At 50.7% G+C, this 18,638-nt stretch carries 18 protein-coding genes and 1 riboswitch; of the genes, 8 read left to right on the plus strand and 10 right to left on the minus strand.

What is annotated here, in order from left to right:
- Positions 1–10 precede the first annotated feature (10 nt).
- The 4 genes from proB to rplU all read right to left on the minus strand — a co-directional run bounded on the left by proB (position 11) and on the right by rplU (position 2,846).
- A complete protein-coding gene (proB, locus tag ACMXD4_RS02675) occupies positions 11–1,132 on the minus strand; it encodes a glutamate 5-kinase (RefSeq protein WP_171696698.1) in 1,122 nt (373 codons plus the stop codon).
- The gene (cgtA, locus tag ACMXD4_RS02680; protein ID WP_171696697.1) at positions 1,119–2,177 is read right to left on the minus strand and encodes an Obg family GTPase CgtA; all 1,059 of its coding nucleotides are present in this window, start codon (positions 2,175–2,177) and stop codon (positions 1,119–1,121) included. Before cgtA ends, proB begins: the two co-directional genes overlap by 14 nt.
- Before the next feature lie 82 nt (positions 2,178–2,259).
- Entirely contained in the window at positions 2,260–2,517 is a 258-nt protein-coding gene (gene rpmA, locus ACMXD4_RS02685) for a 50S ribosomal protein L27 (RefSeq protein WP_020484554.1), read from the minus strand.
- A 17-nt stretch (positions 2,518–2,534) separates the two neighbouring features.
- Entirely contained in the window at positions 2,535–2,846 is a 312-nt protein-coding gene (rplU, locus tag ACMXD4_RS02690) for a 50S ribosomal protein L21 (protein WP_033156113.1), read from the minus strand.
- A gap of 206 nt (positions 2,847–3,052) precedes the next feature.
- Here rplU and ispB point away from each other — a divergent pair, with 206 nt between their 5' ends.
- Positions 3,053–4,057, plus strand: coding sequence for an octaprenyl diphosphate synthase (ispB, locus tag ACMXD4_RS02695; RefSeq protein WP_171696696.1), 1,005 nt, complete (start codon positions 3,053–3,055; stop codon positions 4,055–4,057).
- Between the two features lie 4 nt (positions 4,058–4,061).
- Here ispB and ACMXD4_RS02700 read toward each other — a convergent pair whose 3' ends face one another.
- Positions 4,062–4,466 (minus strand): hypothetical protein, encoded by a 405-nt coding sequence (locus ACMXD4_RS02700; RefSeq protein ID WP_415879764.1) that lies wholly within the window; start codon positions 4,464–4,466, stop codon positions 4,062–4,064.
- 195 nt (positions 4,467–4,661) lie between these two features.
- Positions 4,662–4,769, plus strand: a riboswitch (TPP riboswitch).
- A 32-nt stretch (positions 4,770–4,801) separates the two neighbouring features.
- Between ACMXD4_RS02700 and thiC the strand changes: the two genes are divergently transcribed.
- The 7 genes from thiC to yacG all read left to right on the plus strand — a co-directional run bounded on the left by thiC (position 4,802) and on the right by yacG (position 12,336).
- Positions 4,802–6,670 (plus strand): phosphomethylpyrimidine synthase ThiC, encoded by a 1,869-nt coding sequence (thiC, locus tag ACMXD4_RS02705; protein WP_415879765.1) that lies wholly within the window; start codon positions 4,802–4,804, stop codon positions 6,668–6,670.
- Positions 6,671–6,870: 200 nt separating this feature from the next.
- Positions 6,871–8,586, plus strand: coding sequence for a type IV-A pilus assembly ATPase PilB (gene pilB, locus ACMXD4_RS02710; RefSeq protein ID WP_171696693.1), 1,716 nt, complete (start codon positions 6,871–6,873; stop codon positions 8,584–8,586).
- Between the two features lie 2 nt (positions 8,587–8,588).
- A complete protein-coding gene (locus ACMXD4_RS02715; protein ID WP_205452935.1) occupies positions 8,589–9,806 on the plus strand; it encodes a type II secretion system F family protein in 1,218 nt (405 codons plus the stop codon).
- A gap of 75 nt (positions 9,807–9,881) precedes the next feature.
- Complete coding sequence (locus ACMXD4_RS02720) at positions 9,882–10,748, plus strand: prepilin peptidase (RefSeq protein WP_415879766.1); 867 nt, start codon at positions 9,882–9,884, stop codon at positions 10,746–10,748.
- 3 nt (positions 10,749–10,751) lie between these two features.
- Entirely contained in the window at positions 10,752–11,363 is a 612-nt protein-coding gene (gene coaE / locus ACMXD4_RS02725; protein WP_415879767.1) for a dephospho-CoA kinase, read from the plus strand.
- The gene (gene zapD, locus ACMXD4_RS02730) at positions 11,360–12,133 is read left to right on the plus strand and encodes a cell division protein ZapD (RefSeq protein WP_051669750.1); all 774 of its coding nucleotides are present in this window, start codon (positions 11,360–11,362) and stop codon (positions 12,131–12,133) included. The genes coaE and zapD overlap by 4 nt, the downstream gene beginning before the upstream one ends.
- Entirely contained in the window at positions 12,133–12,336 is a 204-nt protein-coding gene (yacG, locus tag ACMXD4_RS02735; RefSeq protein WP_415879768.1) for a DNA gyrase inhibitor YacG, read from the plus strand. The genes zapD and yacG overlap by 1 nt, the downstream gene beginning before the upstream one ends.
- Before the next feature lie 16 nt (positions 12,337–12,352).
- Here yacG and ACMXD4_RS02740 read toward each other — a convergent pair whose 3' ends face one another.
- The 5 genes from ACMXD4_RS02740 to ACMXD4_RS02760 form a co-directional block, all read right to left on the minus strand.
- Positions 12,353–13,297 carry a Nudix family hydrolase gene (locus ACMXD4_RS02740; protein WP_415879769.1) on the minus strand — a complete coding sequence of 315 codons (945 nt, stop codon included), beginning with the start codon at positions 13,295–13,297 and terminating at the stop codon, positions 12,353–12,355.
- Positions 13,298–13,309: 12 nt separating this feature from the next.
- Positions 13,310–14,524: a bifunctional glutamate N-acetyltransferase/amino-acid acetyltransferase ArgJ gene (argJ, locus tag ACMXD4_RS02745; RefSeq protein WP_415879770.1), complete on the minus strand. Its 1,215-nt coding sequence runs from the start codon at positions 14,522–14,524 to the stop codon at positions 13,310–13,312.
- 953 nt (positions 14,525–15,477) lie between these two features.
- Entirely contained in the window at positions 15,478–16,005 is a 528-nt protein-coding gene (locus ACMXD4_RS02750; RefSeq protein WP_171696688.1) for a hypothetical protein, read from the minus strand.
- Between the two features lie 466 nt (positions 16,006–16,471).
- On the minus strand, positions 16,472–17,389 hold the full coding sequence (locus ACMXD4_RS02755) for a DNA adenine methylase (RefSeq protein ID WP_171696687.1): 918 nt from the start codon (positions 17,387–17,389) through the stop codon (positions 16,472–16,474).
- Positions 17,389–18,216 (minus strand): EcoRV family type II restriction endonuclease, encoded by an 828-nt coding sequence (locus ACMXD4_RS02760; RefSeq protein ID WP_171696686.1) that lies wholly within the window; start codon positions 18,214–18,216, stop codon positions 17,389–17,391. The genes ACMXD4_RS02755 and ACMXD4_RS02760 overlap by 1 nt, the downstream gene beginning before the upstream one ends.
- Positions 18,217–18,638 lie beyond the last annotated feature (422 nt).

Here is an 18,638-nt window from a genome sequence, read left to right on the forward strand (position 1 = left end):
TCGTCTAGCCTTAGACCAACACTAAATTATCGCGATGGATAAGTTCGTCTTCGTCGGCGTAGCCCAGCAAACTTTCGAATTCGCTGCTAGGTTTGCCGGCGATTTTATTGGCGTCGTCCGCACCGTAATTGATTAAGCCGCGGGCGATTTCAGTGCCTTGCAAATCCAGGCAAGAGACCAGGTCCCCACGTTTAAACGAACCTTGTACGCTTTTAACGCCGACCGCGAGTAGGCTTTTGCCTGCATCTTTCAGGATTTTTACCGCGCCATCGTCCAATACCACGCTGCCTTTCAACTGCAGTTGTCCGGCCAGCCATTGTTTGCGCGCCGCCAGTGGTGCAATGTTGGGTATTAAATAAGTACCTAAGTCATTGCCGTCGAATACCGCGTGGATGACGTTGTCAATTTTGCCGGACACGATCACTGTCGCTGCGCCAGAGCGCGCGGCCAGCCTGGCGGCCCGGACTTTGGTGTACATGCCGCCACGTCCCAGGCCGCTGATGCTGCCGCCAGCAACGTCGTCAAGCAGGCTTTCGTTAACGCTAATACTGGAAATCAGCCTAGCGTTTGGATTCAAGCTAGGGTTGGCGTCGAATAAGCCGGTTTGGTCGGTAAGAATGATCAACAAATCGGCTTCTACCAGATTGGCAACCAACGCGCCCAAGGTATCGTTGTCGCCGAAGCGGATTTCTTCAGTAGCGACGGCATCGTTCTCATTGATGACCGGCACGACACCGAAATCCAGCAGTGTGAGTAAAGTACTGCGGGCATTCAGGTAGCGCTGGCGGTCTGAAAGGTCGTCATGGGTCAGCAATACTTGCGCGGCCAGCAGACCGTGTATTTGAAATTCATCTTCAAAGCGTCTGACCAAGCCCATTTGCCCTACTGATGCGGCGGCTTGCAATTCATGCAGAGTTTTCGGGCGGGTTTTTAGCTTTAAGCGGGACATGCCTTCCGCAACGGAGCCGGACGATACCAATACCACGTCGACGCCTTGGCGTTTGAGGGCGGCCATTTGCGCGACCCAGCCGGCGATGGCCTGTTTATTGAGGCCGCGCCCGCCGTCGGTCAGCAACGAGCTGCCGATTTTGACGACAACGCGCTGGGCTTGCGAAAACTCAGAACGGCTCATGGCGAGGCTCCTGTGCTTGCTGATCCTGCTCGGCCTTTTGTTGGTCGAGAAAGTCCATGATGGCGTACATCAGTGCTTGGGTGCCTTGATTTTTTAACGCGGAAATCAGGAATACCGGGCCGGTCCAATCGAGCTCTTCGACGATGGCTTGGCAATGTTGCTCGACTTCGTCGTCAGGCACATTGTCGATCTTATTTAATACCAGCCAGCGCGGTTTGCTGGATAGATCGTCGCTCCATTTTTCCACTTCGTGGATGATTTTACGCGCGGCGCTGACGGGTGTTTCGTCGCTTTCGTAGGGGGCAATGTCTACGATGTGCAACAACAAGCCGGTTCTGGACAGATGTTTTAAAAATTGCAAGCCAAGGCCCGCTCCTTCTGCGGCGCCTTCGATGACGCCGGGGATATCGGCGATGACGAAGCTGCGTAAATCATCGACACGCACGACACCCAGGTTGGGGTGTAAGGTTGTGAATGGGTAGTCCGCGACTTTGGGGCGTGCGGAAGAGACGGTGCGAATCAGGCTGGATTTGCCGGCATTGGGCATGCCTAGCAAGCCAACATCGGCGATGACCATTAATTCCAGGCGCAACATCCGGTGCTCGCCTGCAGAGCCTTTGCTGGTTTGTTGGGGCGCGCGATTGACGCTGCTCTTGAAGCGGGTGTTGCCGAGGCCGTGGAAGCCACCTTTGGCGACTAATAGCTGCTGACCGGGTTTGGTTAGATCGCCGATTTTTTCGCCCGTGTCGGCTTCGTAAACGATGGTGCCGGGTGGGACCGGGACGAAGCAGTCGTCGCCTTTCTTGCCGGTGCAATCGCGGCTGCCGCCGTTTTGTCCGCGTTGGGCGCGATGTGTCGAGTGATAGCGAAAATCCACTAGCGTGTTGGCGTTTTCGGTAGCGACCAAGTAAACGCTACCGCCGTCACCGCCGTCACCACCGTCCGGGCCGCCCAAGGGAATATATTTCTCGCGGCGAAATGAGGCCTTGCCATTGCCGCCGTCGCCTGCTTCTACGCGGATTTCCGCTTCGTCAACAAATCTCATAATCTACCGGTATAAACAAAAAAGCCCCGCTGAAAACGAGGCTTTTATTTTTAGTTGTGCCACTCAGCACAGCCAAAGAAACTTACGCTGCTGCAATGCTGACGTATTTGCGGTTTTTAGGACCTTTTTCTTCAAATACCACTTTGCCATCGACGGTTGCAAACAAGGTGTGGTCTTTGCCGATGCCGACGTTGGTGCCAGGGTGAAACTGGGTGCCGCGTTGGCGAACCAGGATGTTGCCTGCTTTTACGACTTGACCACCGAAACGTTTGACGCCCAAGCGCTGCGCTTGTGAATCGCGGCCGTTACGAGTACTACCGCCTGCCTTCTTATGAGCCATTTTTTATCCTCGTTATATTAAGCAGAAATGCCAGTAATCTGGATTTCTGTGTAGTATTGACGGTGCCCCATTTGTTTCATGTGGTGCTTACGTCTTCTGAATTTAATGATTCTGACTTTTTTGTGTCTGCCTTGGGAAACCACAGTTGCAGTCACTTTGCCGCCTTCGACAAATGGCTGGCCTACTTTTACGGAGTCGCCGGATTGGACCATCAGTACTTTGTCGAACTCTACGCTGTCGCCTGCGCCCAACTCAAGTTTTTCTATTTTTAAGGTAGTACCCTCTGCGACCCGATACTGTTTACCACCTGTTTGAATTACCGCATACATCAGCGTAAGCTCCATCAAGCATAATCTGTTAATAGTGAACAGAGGATTATATTTTTTATTTAAGCCACAGTCAAACTAAAATTCCAGAAGAAACCTGCGGTCTAACAGGTCTATGCGGGGAGTACTATTGACACTAATCAGTATTCTTCATAGCATGACCGGTTATTCACGTTATACGCTAACGAGCGACAAGTTCACAACATCACATGATAGCTAAAGTTTCAACGCCAGCGTCAGTCACTATAGACTTCGATTCCATCAAAAATTTAACCAGTGCGGAAACTCAAGCCGTCGACCGGTTGATTTTAGAGGAACTGAGTTCCGATGTTGTGCTGATTAATCAAATTGGGCATTACATAATCGGTAATGGCGGAAAAAGATTACGACCGATGCTGTTGCTGTTGGCGGCAAAAGCCTTGGGCAAGGTTGATGACCATCATCTGATTTTGGCAGCAGTGATCGAATTCATCCATACCGCGACGTTGTTGCACGACGATGTTGTCGACGAATCGGCTCTGAGGCGCGGCAAGGAGTCGGCGAATGCGGTGTGGGGCAACGCGGCTAGCGTGCTTGTAGGTGATTATTTGTACTCCAGTGCCTTCGAAATGATGGTTCGTACCGATAATATGCGGGTGATGGCCATTATGTCCAAAACCACTACCGCGATTGCCGAGGGTGAGGTGTTGCAATTGTTAAATTGCAACAATCCGGAGACCAGCGAAGCCCGGTATTTGGAAGTTATTGCTCGCAAAACCGCCATTTTGTTCAGTACCGCCACGCGCTTGGCGGCAGTCGTTTCTGCGACAGACCCGGCTACGGAAGAAGCGTTGGCGGTTTATGGTCAGCAATTGGGCGTGGCGTTTCAGTTGATAGACGATGCATTGGATTACAAAGCCAATAGCGAAGAACTGGGTAAAAACTTGGGTGACGACCTGGCTGAAGGTAAGCCTACCTTGCCGTTGATCTATGCCATCCAGCACGGGAACGAGCAGCAGGCTAAAATTGTGGTCGATGCGATCCGGCAAGGTTCGCGCGAGGCGTTTAACGATGTCTATGAAGTAGTTAAGGCCACCAATGCCATAGAATACACAGAGCAATGTGCGGACAGGGCCGCTGCAAAGGCGATTGCCGCACTACAATGCCTGCCTGATTCCGATTACAAACAGGCTCTTGAAGAGTTAGCGCGCTTCTCGGTGCAACGTAGTCACTGAGCGTTTACAGCTTATCCGGCATCGCAGTTAGTTGCTGGATGGACGACAGTAGCGGCGAATACAGTTTTTCGATTTTATCGAGCAACTGTTGGAAAAACTCACCTACTTCGCCCGATTCTTGATCAGCATGAGCTGCAAACAGTCGTTGTTCCAGTGTGCTGATCGGATCACTATCGATTAGCTCGTCCAATATCTCCAGTATCTCCGATTCTGCCAGGGTGGCGTTAAATTCTGCCTTTTTTAAGCCGGCTAATTGGCGGTTTAATGTCTCGACGTTTGTTTTTAGGTTTAGCGCCAGTTTGTTTGTGTCTGCAAGCAAGCTTAAATCGCTGGTCAAAAATACTAACTGATTTACTGAGTCCTCTATGTCGTTGAGCAGGCGTTTGCTTTGCTTTTTTTGGGATGCCATGTTTTCTCCTGTTTTTTAGTGCGTTGATTGCTGCGGCGGCATATGCTCTGGTTTGGCTGTGAATGCTTATGATAGCAAGAGCGCCGGGAGGGATTGATAGGCTTTAAAACCCATTGTTTTATAAGCTTTTTGCGCCTTGGGAGCTTGGCGCTACGCTTGCAATTGGCTCGATTATCATTTAACTTAGCAAGTCACCTGAAAGGCTAGGGGTGCTTTCCGCTGTATGCAAGCCCGGAAAGCTGAGAAAAACCCTTCGAACCTGAACCGGTTAACACCGGCGTAGGAAAGCCCTATCTTCCCTGCGCTTGCGATTTATTGAGATTTTGGAGATAAGCATGAGCGCTGTCCGTAATGAGATTACTACCGATACCGGTAGTAGCGTTAGAATTGATTCCTACCCCGCTTCCGAGAAAATTTATATCCAGGGCAGTCGTGCGGATATTCAAGTGCCGATGCGTAAGATCAGCATGTCGGATACGCCGGCCCACTTCGGTGCGGAAAAAAACCCACCGATTTATGTTTACGATACCTCAGGTGTTTACACAGATCCGAATGTCGATGTGAATTTGCACAAAGGCTTGGGTTCGATTCGTGGTAACTGGATTGCGGAGCGCGGCGACACAGAATTATTGAAAGGTCCGACCTCAAAGTATGGTCACGAGCGCTTACACGACTCGAAAACCGCGCACCTACGTTTCGAATTGACCCGTAACCCGCGCCGTGCCAAATCCGGCCATAATGTGTCGCAAATGCATTATGCCCGCAAAGGCATCATTACTCCTGAGATGGAATACATCGCTATTCGCGAAAACCAAAATCTTGAAGCAATGCGCGACCGTTACCAAGGCCAGCATCCCGGCTTTTCCTATGGCGCCAATATCCAGTCCTTCATCACGCCAGAATTCGTCCGTTCTGAAGTTGCCAGGGGCCGTGCGATTATCCCGGCCAACATCAACCATCCCGAATTGGAGCCGATGATTATCGGCCGCAACTTTCTGGTCAAGATTAACGGTAACCTAGGTAACTCTGCCGTGACGTCTTCTATCGAAGAAGAGGTCGAGAAAATGCTGTGGGGCATCCGCTGGGGCGCTGATACCATTATGGATTTATCCACCGGCAAAAACATCCACGAAACCCGCGAATGGATACTGCGCAATTCGCCGGTGCCTATCGGCACGGTGCCGATTTACCAAGCCCTGGAAAAAGTCGATGGTAAAGCCGAGGAACTGACTTGGGAAATCTTCCGCGACACGCTGATTGAACAAGCCGAGCAGGGTGTGGACTACTTCACCATCCATGCCGGCGTACGTCTGCATCACGTACCGTTAACCGCCAAACGCCTGACCGGCATCGTCTCGCGCGGCGGTTCGATTATGGCCAAATGGTGTCTGGCTCACCATACCGAAAGTTTCCTTTACACCAACTTTGAGGAAATCTGCGAAATCATGAAAGCCTACGACGTGTCGTTCTCATTGGGTGACGGTCTGCGTCCGGGCTCGATTTACGACGCCAACGACGAAGCGCAATTCGGCGAACTGGAAACCCTGGGAGAACTCACGCAAATCGCTTGGAAACATGACGTACAAACCATGATCGAAGGCCCAGGCCACGTGCCGTTGCAAATGATCAAGGTCAACATGGACAAGCAATTGGAAGATTGTTACGAAGCGCCGTTCTACACCCTGGGACCTTTGACCACCGACATTGCCCCTGGCTACGATCATATTACTTCGGCGATTGGCGCTGCCAATATCGGCTGGTACGGCTGCGCAATGCTGTGCTACGTCACTCAGAAGGAACACTTGGGTCTGCCCAATAAGCAGGATGTGCGCGAAGGCATCGTCACTTACAAGATCGCTGCCCACGCCGCCGACTTGGCCAAAGGGCATCCCGGCGCGCAGATCCGCGATAACGCCATGTCCAAGGCGCGCTTCGAATTCCGCTGGGAAGACCAGTTCAACTTGGCGCTCGATCCCGAAAAAGCCCGCTCTTTCCATGATGAAACTTTGCCGAAGGATTCCGCAAAAGTCGCGCATTTTTGCTCGATGTGTGGTCCGCATTTCTGCTCGATGAAAATCACCCAGGACGTGCGCAATTACGCCGAGCAAAAAGGTCTCGAAGAAGCCGAGGCCTTGAAAATTGGTATGGAAGAAAAATCCAAGCAGTTCCTGGAAGAAGGTGCTGCGATTTATCACGAAATCTGATTCTTGTCCCATTCGTCGGCGGTGCTGTTCTTGGCACCGCCGGCCGTTCCAAATGATCGCCAGCTTAAAAACAGCGCTTGGCGGCATGCCAATATAACCATGTTAAAGTCCTGGGCATGGCTTGATGAGTTTGGATAAAATCCTTACTTCATCTATAGTTGCAGCACTTAGTTGCAGTAAAACCAATCCAGACTTTTTTCATGGCGACAGCACCCACTAACATCCATTTCAGCGGCTTGGTCAAATGCCTGATTCAAAAAGGTTTGTTGACCGAGGAATCGGCGGCGACCTGTTTGCAGGAGGCGCAGAAGCGTAAACAAGCGTTTATCAGCTATTTGGTGGAACATAAGTATGCGGACAGCAAAACCGTGGCTACGCTGGCTTCGGCGGAGTTTGGTGTGCCGTTTTTCGATCTGGATGCCATAGACCCTTCATTCTTGCCGATCAAACTAGTCAGCGAGAAATTGATTCGCCAGCATCATGCCTTACCTTTATTCAAGCGCGGCAACCGCTTGTTTGTCGCCACCGCCGATCCGACCAATTTTCAGGCGCTGGACGAGATCAAGTTTCATACCCGGCACAATACCGAAAATATTCTGGTTGAAGAAGACAAGCTGATCCGCATGATAGACACGGCGCTGGAGGCTGCCGATACGTCGATGAAGGATCTGTTGGACGACGATCTGGACAATATCGATATTTCCGCAGGCGACGACAGCAAACCGGCCGACGAAGCAATAGGCTCGGATATTGATGACGCGCCTATCGTCCGTTTTGTAAATAAAATCCTGCTGGACTCGATCAAACGCGGGGTGTCGGACATACACTTGGAACCCTTCGAGAAAAAATTTCGTATCCGTTTTCGGGCCGACGGTATTTTATCGGAGGTGGCCAGTCCGCCGGTGGGCATTGCCAACCGGATTATTTCCCGGCTGAAAGTCATGTCGAAAATGGACATTGCCGAACGGCGGGTGCCGCAGGACGGCCGGATCAAAATGCAGATTTCCAAGAACCGGGCCATCGATTTTCGGGTAAACACCTGCCCGACGTTGTTCGGTGAAAAAGTGGTAATGCGGATTCTCGATCCGACCAGTGCGCAAATTGGTATCGAGAAACTCGGTTTCGAACCCGACCAGCAGAAAAATTTTCTGGAGGCGATCCACAAGCCTTACGGTATGGTGCTGGTCACCGGGCCGACCGGTAGCGGTAAAACCGTATCGCTGTATACCGGGCTGAATATTCTGAACAGCATCGAAACCAATATTTCCACCGCCGAAGATCCAGTCGAGATCACCGTGGAAGGCATCAACCAAGTCAATGTCAATCCCAAGGCCGGCCTGACCTTTGCCGAAGCGCTACGGGCGTTTTTGCGGCAAGACCCTGACATCATCATGGTTGGCGAGATTCGCGACCTGGAAACCGCCAGTATCGCGGTCAAGGCGGCGCAAACCGGTCACATGGTGTTGTCTACCTTGCATACCAATGATGCGCCGCAAACCATCAACCGTTTGGTGCAAATGGGCATAGAACCGTTCAATATTGTTTCGGCGGTGATTTTGATCATGGCGCAACGGCTGGCGCGGCGCTTATGCGAGCATTGTAAGCAGGAGGTTGATTATCCGGAAAGCACCTTGCTGTCGGCCGGGTTTAAGCAGGAGGAAATCGGTACGTTTAAAGTCTACGGTCCAGTGGGTTGTGAACATTGCAATAACGGTTACAAGGGCAGGGTAGGGATCTACCAGGTAATGCCTATCACTGAAAAAATGCGTGCGCTGATTTTGAACGGCGGTAATTCCATGCAAATGGCGGAATTGTCGAAAAGTGAAGGAATCAACGATTTAAGAATGTCGGGGCTGTTAAAAATTAAGCAAGGCGTCACTTCGCTGCAAGAAATTGACCGGGTCACCAAGGAATAATCATGGCAAAGCAAGACGAACAAATCGAGTTCAATTGGGACGGTTTCGATAGGCAAAACAAGAAAACCAAAGGTACCATCAGCGCCAAGAGCGAGGTCATTGCGCGCACCGAATTAAGGCGGATGGGCATTCGGGTCATCGGTATCAAAGCCAAGTCCAAGCCCTTGTTCGGTGCCAGAGTGCAGAAAATCACGCCCGGCGACATCGCGGTGTTCGCCAGGCAGTTGGCGACTATGCTGGCCGCTGGTGTGCCTTTGGTGCAATCGTTCGATATTATCGGCAAGGGACACGACAACGCCAGTATGTCGGAGTTGCTGTTATCGATAAAAGCCGATGTGGAAGGTGGCGATACCCTGGCCCAGGCCTTAAACCGTAAGCCACTGTATTTTGATGCGCTGTTCTGCAATTTGGTCGAAGCCGGCGAACATGCCGGGGTATTGGAAACTTTGCTCGACAAGATTGCCACCTACAAAGAAAAAACCGAATCGATCAAAAAGAAGGTTAAAAAAGCATTGACCTACCCGATTGCAGTGTTGGTCGTCGCGTTTATCGTCACCGCGATTTTGCTGATTTTCGTGGTGCCGGTGTTTGAGGATTTGTTTAAAGGCTTTGGCGCCGACCTACCGGCATTTACCCAATTTGTTATTGAGCTGTCGGCGTGGGTGCAGGAATGGTGGTGGGCGGTGATTGGCGTGATCGCCATTACCGCTTACGTGTTCAATTATTTTAAAAAGCGCTCGAAGGCGTTTAACCATTTTCTCGATAAAACTTTGCTGAAAATCCCGGTTGTCGGGATGATTCTGGAAAAATCGGCCATCGCTCGTTTTGCGAGAACGCTGTCAACGATGTCTGCGGCTGGCGTACCCTTGGTTGAAGCACTGGTTTCGGTGGCAGGGGCTTGCGGCAATATTTTATTTTACGAAGCGGTGATGGCTGTGCGCGACGACGTTTCCACCGGCCAGCAATTGAAGTTTGCTTTGGAGACCACCGGCATGTTTCCGAATATGGTGGTGCAAATGGTCGCGATTGGCGAGGAGTCCGGTTCCATTGATGCGATGCTGGATAAAGTCGCGGACTTTTACGAAGAAGAGGTCGATAACCTGGTCGATAACTTGAGCAGCTTGATGGAGCCTATCATTATGGTGATCCTGGGTATCCTGGTCGGCGGCTTGATTGTCGCGATGTATCTGCCTATCTTCAAGTTGGGCGCCGCTATTTAATTTTTGTTATTCCCCGGCTGCTTGCCATCGTTGGGCCGAGCGCCGGGGCCGAATTACACGCATCCTCTCCCCCTCATGGTTTTTGCCACTCTACAACACTATCCGCTGTTTCTGATCAGCGTCGTTTGCGTGCTGGGCCTTCTGGTCGGCAGCTTCCTAAACGTGGTTATCTACCGTTTGCCGGTCATGATGCAGACGGGTTGGCGGCGCGAATGCCGGGAATATTTGCAGCTCCCGCATGATGAAGCAAGCGAAGTGTTCAACCTGATGTTGCCGGCCTCGCATTGCCCGTCGTGCAAAACCGAAATCAAAGCCTATCAAAACATTCCGGTCATCAGTTACCTGTTGTTGGGCGGCAAATGCGCACATTGTGGGGTGAAAATCGCCATCCGTTACCCGCTTATCGAAGCGTTTACCGGTTTATGTTCGGCCGTGGTGGCTTGGCATTTCGGTTACGGTTGGGCTTTAGCGTTTGCATTACCTCTGACTTGGTGTTTGATCGCATTGAGTTTTATCGACATCGATCAGCAATTATTACCTGATTCGATCACGCTGCCGATGCTGTGGCTGGGCCTGTTGTTAAGCCTGTTTGATATATACACGAATAGCCACGACGCGATCATCGGCGCGGTGGCAGGCTATTTGAGCCTGTGGAGCGTTTATCAACTTTTTAAATTGCTGACCGGCAAGGAAGGGATGGGCTACGGCGATTTCAAGCTGCTGGCACTATTCGGGGCCTGGCTGGGCTGGCAATATCTGCCGCTGATCATTCTTCTGTCATCTTTGGTGGGTGCGGTCATCGGTATCGCGATGATCGTATTCGGCAAACGCGATGCCGGCAAACCGATACCCTTCGGGCCTTATCTGGCCATGGCCGGCTGGTTGGCAATGTTGTTCGGGCCGGAGCTGAATGCCTTATATCTGCATACTGCCGGTTTGTAGGCGATGCTGAAGATTGGTCTGACGGGCGGCATAGGCAGCGGTAAATCCACGGTTTGCCGGTTGTTTGCCGAATTTGGCGTTCCCATTGTCGACGCAGATCTGATTGCCCGACAGTTGGTCGAGCCGGGGCAGCCTGCTCTGTCGATGATCGCTAGATCTTTTGGGCAACAGATGCTTAACCAGGACGGTAGCCTGAATCGCGCCAGACTGCGCGATGCGGTATTCACTGATGCGGACAAAAAGCGTGAATTGGATGGCATCATGCATCCCTTGGTGTACGGGAAGATCGCGGAGGATGTCCGCGAGTTAACCGCCGACTATTGCATTATTGCCGTGCCGCTGCTGCTGGAGTCGAAAAATCCTTATGTCGTGGATCGGGTTTTATTGATCGATTGCCCGGTGGATTTGCAAATAGCCCGGGTTACCGCGCGCGATAAACTCACTCGCCAGCAAGTGCAAGCCATCATCGACAGTCAGATGTCGCGGCCAGAACGTTTAAGCAAAGCGGACGATGTCATCGAGAATATCGCCGGCCCGGAGCAACTTGCAGAACAGATTAAAAGACTGCACAATTCCTACACTTTATTAGCCACCGTCAGGACACAATCGGCTTGAATACACAAACTATCTACGAATTCCCTCTCAATGAACGAATTCGGGTGTTTATGCGCTTGGAGCAACTCTTTCAACAGCTCAGTCACTTCATGTTGGGCGCTTCGGTCTTCGATAAACGCGCCGCCATTTCAGTTTTACTCGACATCTTGATGATCTTCAGCCGCAGCGACTTGAAATCCGAGTTGATCAAAGAGCTGGATAGACACACCAAAGTACTGAATCAACTGGCGCATAGCCATGGCGTTGATGATGAGAAATTGCAGGAAATACTGCTTGAGCTGAATCAAGCCAGCCGTAATTTGTATAGCGCCAACGGCAAAATTGGCATCAGCGTGATGGAAAGCGATTTGTTTCAAAGTATCTCGCAGCGCAACTCCATCCCCGGCGGTAGCTGTTCCTTCGATTTGCCGGCCTTTCATTACTGGCTGGAGCAGCATGAGGCCGAGCAACAAAAAGATCTGGAACGCTGGACTCAACCGTTCGTGGACATTCGGGTAGCGATCGATTTGATCCTGGGTTTTATTCGGCAAAGCAGCGTGCCCACGCAGGAGCTTGCCAAGGCCGGATTTTTCCAGTTAGCGCTGGACAATAAAAATCATCCGGTGCAATTGCTTCGAGTTGGCTTGGCGGCTGACACCCCGTGTTTTGCCGAGATCAGCGGTGGCAAGCATCGGTTCAGCATCCGGTTTATGAATCCATCGGTTGACGAAAACCGGCCCAGCCAGACGTTGGACGATATTGAATTTTCTTTGACCCGCTGCATGTTCTGATGACCGCGAATACCCCGACTATGGTGGCATGTCCCACTTGTCGCAAGCCGGTAGCCTGGATAGCCGCCGAACCATTCAAGCCGTTCTGTTCCGAACGTTGCAAATTGATCGATTTAGGCGATTGGGCTACCGAAGCCCATAAAATTCCCGGCCCGCCACTGCTTGACGAAGACAACGAAAATTCGGATTTCGAATCCTACTAAGCCGGATTTTATCTGGCTAATCTGTCGCTAAAAAGGTGCTGATGCCGGCTATGCCCTGAGCGCCGGCGGCAAGGGCTCGGTTCAGGTCGCGCCTGCCCAAACCACCCAAAGCAAACACCGGTAAATTGATGTGCTCGAGCAGTTCGCTCAAAGCCTGCCAGCCTAGCGCCGTGGCGTCCGGATGGGATGCGGTCGCTTGGATCGGCGCTAAAACCGCAAAGTCCAGGCCCAGCGCTTCTGTGTGTTTCAGTTCCTCAAGGTTATGACACGATGCCGCTACCCAGCGATAGCCGTTTGGCCGTTCATGACAGGCCAGCAAGGCGCGGCTGCTCAGGTGCAGGCCTTGCGCATGAACCGTATCGACAGGCAAATCGGCGTTGACCAGCAAGCTAACCTGTTGCTGCCGGCAAAGCTGAGAAACCTGCTCGAAGACAGTTTGCAAATCGGCAATAGGTAAAGACTTGACGCGAAATTGCAGCAGCTTGACACCGTTTGCCAAAATCCGTTGGCAATTGTCTAGCGCTTCCGTCGCGCTGCGGCCTTCCAGGATGGCGTAATAATGCGGAAGTTGCGCGGCGGCGATGATGGGGATGTTGGCGGCCGGAAAGGTAAACTCCTTTAGTTGCTCGGCATCAATCCAGCGCATCGCCTGGCCTTCGCAGCCTCTGGCTTGGCCGGCAAAGGCGCTGACATTCCAAACATCCAGCAACACATGCCTGTCGCCATAATCGTGGTTGATTTTGATCAGCGGTGTTGCGGTTTCTACCTGAATACCAACTTCTTCCGCCAGCTCACGGGCTAGTGCTTGCTGTACCGGTTCATCGGCTTCCAGTTTACCGCCCGGAAATTCCCACAAGCCGCCTTGATGCGCGTGTTTGGCCCGCTGGGTAATCAAAATCCTGCCGTCGCCGTCGCGGATTACGCCGACCGCGACATGCAGACGCTGATTATTGCTTGACATACTTTTAGCCGCTTAGGTACGGTATTCGGCGTTGATTTTCACGTAATCGTAGGAAAAGTCGCAGGTCAACACTTCCTCGCTAGCTGTGCCTCGTCCCAGTCTGACGGTGACAACGATTTCCTCCTGATTCATCACGCGCTGACCATCCTGTTCGGTGTACGAGCGGGCTCGGCCGCCATTTTCGACGATGCACACCGTACCCAGATAAATTTCGATTTTATCCAGATCCATGTTTTCGACCCCGGCCCGGCCGACCGCCGCCAAAATCCGCCCCCAGTTCGGGTCGCTGGCGAAGAAGGCGGTTTTCACCAACGGCGAATGAGCGATGGTTTTGGCGACTTGCACCGCCTCGGCACTGTCGCGGGCTTGCTCGACGACGATGCGCATCAGCTTCGTCGCACCTTCTCCGTCGCGAATAATCAATTCCGCCAGACGTTTACAAACCGTCATCACGGCCTCGGCGAAGGTCGCAAACTCCGCGCTGTCCGCCAGAATTTCCGGTGCCGAGCTACTGCCGCTGGCCAATAGTACGCACGCATCGTTAGTCGAGGTATCGCCGTCCACGGTAATGCGATTAAAGGATTTTTCCGCTGCCGCGGACAAGCATTGTTGCAACAGCGATTGCTCGATATTGGCATCGGTGGCGACAAAACCCAGCATGGTGGCCATATTGGGTTGAATCATGCCGGCGCCTTTGGAAATGCCGGTGATCGTCACCGGGTGGCCGGCTATATCGATGATGACCGAGGCGCCCTTGGGAAATGTGTCGGTTGTCATGATGGCGCGCGCGGCTCTATCCCAATGGCTTTCAGCCAGGTTTTCGACGGCGCTCGGCAATGCCGCGGTGAGCTTTTCCACCGGCAGCGGTTCGCCGATGACGCCAGTGGAGAAGGGCAAAACCTGTTGTGCCAAGGCCTCGACTTCGCCGGCCAGATTGGCGCAGCAGGCAAACGCATCTTGCAGACCTTGTTTACCGGTGCCGGCATTGGCGTTGCCGGAATTGACCAGCAACCAGCGCGGATTTTGCGATAAGTGCGCTTTGGCGATATGTACCGGCGCCGCGCAAAAGGCATTTTGGGTAAACACCGCCGCGCAACTGCCACCGTCCGCCATTTCGAGCACTAAAATATCGTCGCGGACGGTTTGTTTGATGCCGGCATTGCAGGTGCCGAGTTTGATGCCTTTGACGGCATGCATGGTGGGGAAGTCGATTTGTCCTACTGCCATTGTTGTAACCTGTTAATTTGTGTCGCTGTCGCGACGGCTTGATTTAACGTCGGTTCTCGGACCGACGGCCGAGATACTTTTCTTTGCTTGTCCAAAGAAAAGTACCCAAAAGAAAAGACACCCGGATGCCGCTTTGATCCTGCGCGCCGAAGCTTTCGACGGGGATCGACAGAAGGGGCTTCCTGCCCCTCTGTCGATGTGCGGCATCCATGCCGCACCCCTGCGGGCTGTTCCCGCCGAAAGCTCCGGTGCTCGGCGCGGCATACGGGACAAAACCATCCCGGAATTTAGATGCACTTTGTGGCATCAACCTTAATACGACATTCAAATGTCGGGTGGGCAACGCTTTTTTGCCCACCGTGTTAAATCGATAACCATAAATCTGCGTGGGCACAAACAGCCGTGCCCACCCTACTGGGCTCGGAATTTAGTGCAAACCAAAGAGTTTTGTTTATCCCTCGTAGGGTGCATTAGCGATAGCGTAATGCACCGAATAATCGAAGATCAACATTCGGCGCAATACGGCTTCGCCTATTGACGCCCTACGGATTGCACCTTACCGCGTTGTTCCGCTCAAAAGCTCCGGTGCTCGGCGCGGCATACGGGAAAAACCATCCCAGAATTTGGCAAGTAATTCATGCCCCAAAGCCTTTTATTTAAGCCTCGTAGGGTGCGTTAGCGATAGCGTAATGCACCGAATAGTCGAATGCCAACATGCGGCGCAATACGGCTTCGCCTATTGACGCCCTACGGATTGCAACTTACCGCGTTGCCCCTTCGGCAACGCGATGCATCCCTGCATCGCCCCTACGGGCTATTCCGTCCAAAAGCTCCGGTGCTCGGCGCGGCATACGGGACAAAACCATCCCGGAATTTAGCAAGTAATGAATGTTCAAAAGCCTGTTGACTATTCCCAGTAGGGTGCATTGGCGATAGCGTAATGCAGCGAAGAGTTAGTTAATAGCATCAAATTGGTCCATAAAATACTTGCCATTGCTGTCATTGAACCCTAAAAACTCTTTTAATTTATCCTTGGGTACAAGAAATTTGGCCCTTACGTTTAGTGGCTGTAGTTTTTCTTCCGATGTTTCCTTTGCGATGTAGCAAACCTCTCTGCCACGACTTGTATTTACTTCAATTTCAATATCTAGTCCTTCCTTGCGATACTTACCAGAAATGGAGGCCGTAAGGACTGTGTAAATTTCAAACTCGCCATCGCCGGGATGACCTAAAGGACCATTGGAATAACCTCCAAGCGAACTTCCTTGCATGTTGATTTGATATCCGTTTTCCAAGGCTGGGCTCCAAAACATTTTGGGACTAAACGGTGCAACAATAAGCTTCTTTCCACGATGCATTCCAGCAATGTGTTTGCTCAGCGAAATCTCATATTCAGTTACAAAGACAGCTAAAGCCCCTTGCACGATTACCGTGCCACTTTCTATGATTTCTCCGGTGAATATGAAATTGGTTCCCGACATATTGTTTTGCCTAAATAGTGATTAAATGATTTCGGTAAAACCGTTTGTTGCTAGCGCGACGGTTTTTATCCCGTATGCCGCGCCGAGCACCGGAGCTTTCGGCGGGAATAGCCCGTAGGGGTGCGGCATGGATGCCGCACATCGACAGAGGGGCAGGAAGCCCCTTCTGTCGATCCCCGTCGAAAGCTTCGGCGCGCAGGATCAAAGCGGCATCCGGGTGGCGTTTCTTTTGGTGACTTTTCTTTGGCCAAACAAAGAAAAGTCACTCGGCTGTCGGGCCGAGACCCGACGTTAAATCAACCCGTCGCGACAGCGACACAACCAACTTAGTTGACTATAAAACCGCGTGTTTACAAACAGCAGTGCTCAGCTACATGGCTTTAACTTTATAGAAGAATGCGACCAAAAAATTTAACCTAACTTACTTGCCGTAACGCAACGTAAATGGGGTGGCTTGAGAGTCGTATTATGCCGTTACATATTTAGCGGGTTGTTCAAAAAGAGTGTATTGAATTGGACGCTCAATTATTTTATCAACAGGTGCGCTAAGAAAATTTGTAACCAATGCCTCAACAACCGGATTTCTATTCTCTTCTTTTCCACCCAGATGATAGAAGTGTTCACGGGTAATAACGTTATATTTTGACCATAATTTCTTTATATATTCGTTTTCTCGGTAATCATTATGGTGCCACGTCGATAAAATAAATTTGCCTTTAAACTCGGAAAGTTTATTAAATAACTCGCGTTCGTGGCTTTCATCCCAGCCGTTATAATAATCAACATGCCTATCGATGTAAGGCGGGTCGCAATAAATTATGTCTTGTGATGAAGCCTCACCAATTGTTTTGGTGAAATCCTGGCATTTAAACGAGAGGTGTTTTGCTTTAATAATTTTACTCGCCCAATCCACTTGATTGACAATTTTTGTTACATACGCTTGGGCAAAACGCTGAGGTTTACGGCAAAACGGAATGTTGAAGCCACCTTTTCTATTGAAACGGATCATTCCGTTAAAACCTGCCCGATTGACAAAAAGAAAATCAAGCGGTGAGTGCTCGGCGTTAAATCGGTCTCTGATGAAGTAATAGTGGTCTTCACCTTTTTCTAAAAGCAATGCGCCTTCGCGTGTCAGATAGTCTTTAACCACTTCGGTAGTTATTTCTCCAGAAGCAACGCTAGAGTAAAAATTAATAAGGTGAGGATTCGTGTCGCTTAATAGCGAATGTTGCGAAGCGACATTAAAAGCGACCGCACCGGTTCCCATGAAAGGCTCAATCCACAAGCCATCAAAATCGTTAGGTACAATGCTTTTTATCCAAGGTACAAGTTTGGTTTTAATGCCTTGGGATTTTATCGGAGGAACGTATATTTTGGTGCTCATTATTCACCGTTCCTTTTATCGACCACCAACGAAATATCGCCGTTTTTGTACGCGACAAACTCACGCAATGTGGAGATTTTTTTCGTACCTCCTTTCCCATCTTGAATGGTGATTTTACGGTAATTCATCCAATATTCATCGAACCAGTTTTCGCCTAACTTTGAAAACATGCCTTGACCTGAGATGATGTCGGCAATGTTATTGATACTTCCAATATTCGCAGTATTCCCGCTACCGCCTTTATCGCTGGCGATTTTCCATTTTTCGGCAATAAAGAACTGAAAGTTTTTTACAACTGATGCAATGGATTGTAATTCGTCTATCCGATGAATTTTAGTTTCATCAATGGTTGCTCCGTCAGCTCTATCATAAATAATGCCCAGGCAAAAATGGCCTGAATATGAACTGTAAGGGAACTGGATATTTTTAGTGCTGGTACGATTTTCGAAATACGCGCCGTGTGAACCAAGTGTAAACCCGTTGCATAAATGCAGTTTCTTTGGGTTTCTATAGGTAGTCTTAAAATCGACCGCAAATTTAATAGATTCATTATCCGTTTTTACAAACGAAATGTCTGGGTAATAGTTTTGGTGTTCTGCAAGTACGACTTTGTAACCAATTGATTGGGCAAAGTGCAAAATCTTAGGGAATAAATGAATTTCAAGAATTTTTGAAACAATCTTGGTGTCCGCTGAGATGGTGTATATGTTTTTAAATATATCTACGAAACCTTTTACATTCCATTGCCCATCTTCCGCGCTGACATAATCCTTAAGTTCAAGGACAAATTTTTCAAGATTTTCTGCGAAAATTTCTTTTTCGGTCATTTGGTTACAGCTTTGGTTTTGATTGGTTGCAAAATTGTACAGGCTATGTATCCTGATGAAATATGGTGATTATTCAAACGCATGGCAAATGATTAAATGATCCTACATAGCATCCCATGCTCTTATATAAACCGTTTCTTACTATCGCGACGGTTTTCCTCCCGTATGCCGCGCCGAGCACCGGAGCTTTTGGCGGGAATAGCCCGTAGGGGGGCGGCATGGATGCCGCACATCGACAGAGGGGCAGTAAGCCCCTTCTGTCGATCCCCGTCGAAAGCTTCGGCGCGCAGGATCAAAGCGGCATCCGGATGGTGTTTCTTTTGGTGACTTTTCTTTGGTCAAACAAAGAAAAGTTACTCGGCTGTCGGGCCGACAAATCGGCAGGATAGTCGATTTGCATGCGTTAGCACCCGAAGGGCGAA

The sequence above is a fragment of the Methylomonas sp. TEB genome (genome assembly GCF_047777895.1).
Lineage (GTDB): Bacteria > Pseudomonadota > Gammaproteobacteria > Methylococcales > Methylomonadaceae > Methylomonas.

Excerpts from the sequence above, each read along its gene's own strand:
- proB (WP_171696698.1), bottom strand. The coding sequence starts at position 1,132 with ATGAGCCGTTCTGAGTTTTCGCAAGCCCAGCGCGTTGTCGTCAAAATC.
- cgtA (WP_171696697.1), bottom strand. The coding sequence starts at position 2,177 with ATGAGATTTGTTGACGAAGCGGAAATCCGCGTAGAAGCAGGCGACGGC.
- rpmA (WP_020484554.1), bottom strand. The coding sequence starts at position 2,517 with ATGGCTCATAAGAAGGCAGGCGGTAGTACTCGTAACGGCCGCGATTCA.
- rplU (WP_033156113.1), bottom strand. The coding sequence starts at position 2,846 with ATGTATGCGGTAATTCAAACAGGTGGTAAACAGTATCGGGTCGCAGAG.
- ispB (WP_171696696.1), top strand. The coding sequence starts at position 3,053 with ATGATAGCTAAAGTTTCAACGCCAGCGTCAGTCACTATAGACTTCGAT.
- ACMXD4_RS02700 (WP_415879764.1), bottom strand. The coding sequence starts at position 4,466 with ATGGCATCCCAAAAAAAGCAAAGCAAACGCCTGCTCAACGACATAGAG.
- thiC (WP_415879765.1), top strand. The coding sequence starts at position 4,802 with ATGAGCGCTGTCCGTAATGAGATTACTACCGATACCGGTAGTAGCGTT.
- pilB (WP_171696693.1), top strand. The coding sequence starts at position 6,871 with ATGGCGACAGCACCCACTAACATCCATTTCAGCGGCTTGGTCAAATGC.
- ACMXD4_RS02715 (WP_205452935.1), top strand. The coding sequence starts at position 8,589 with ATGGCAAAGCAAGACGAACAAATCGAGTTCAATTGGGACGGTTTCGAT.
- ACMXD4_RS02720 (WP_415879766.1), top strand. The coding sequence starts at position 9,882 with ATGGTTTTTGCCACTCTACAACACTATCCGCTGTTTCTGATCAGCGTC.
- coaE (WP_415879767.1), top strand. The coding sequence starts at position 10,752 with ATGCTGAAGATTGGTCTGACGGGCGGCATAGGCAGCGGTAAATCCACG.
- yacG (WP_415879768.1), top strand. The coding sequence starts at position 12,133 with ATGACCGCGAATACCCCGACTATGGTGGCATGTCCCACTTGTCGCAAG.
- ACMXD4_RS02740 (WP_415879769.1), bottom strand. The coding sequence starts at position 13,297 with ATGTCAAGCAATAATCAGCGTCTGCATGTCGCGGTCGGCGTAATCCGC.
- argJ (WP_415879770.1), bottom strand. The coding sequence starts at position 14,524 with ATGGCAGTAGGACAAATCGACTTCCCCACCATGCATGCCGTCAAAGGC.
- ACMXD4_RS02750 (WP_171696688.1), bottom strand. The coding sequence starts at position 16,005 with ATGTCGGGAACCAATTTCATATTCACCGGAGAAATCATAGAAAGTGGC.
- ACMXD4_RS02755 (WP_171696687.1), bottom strand. The coding sequence starts at position 17,389 with ATGAGCACCAAAATATACGTTCCTCCGATAAAATCCCAAGGCATTAAA.
- ACMXD4_RS02760 (WP_171696686.1), bottom strand. The coding sequence starts at position 18,216 with ATGACCGAAAAAGAAATTTTCGCAGAAAATCTTGAAAAATTTGTCCTT.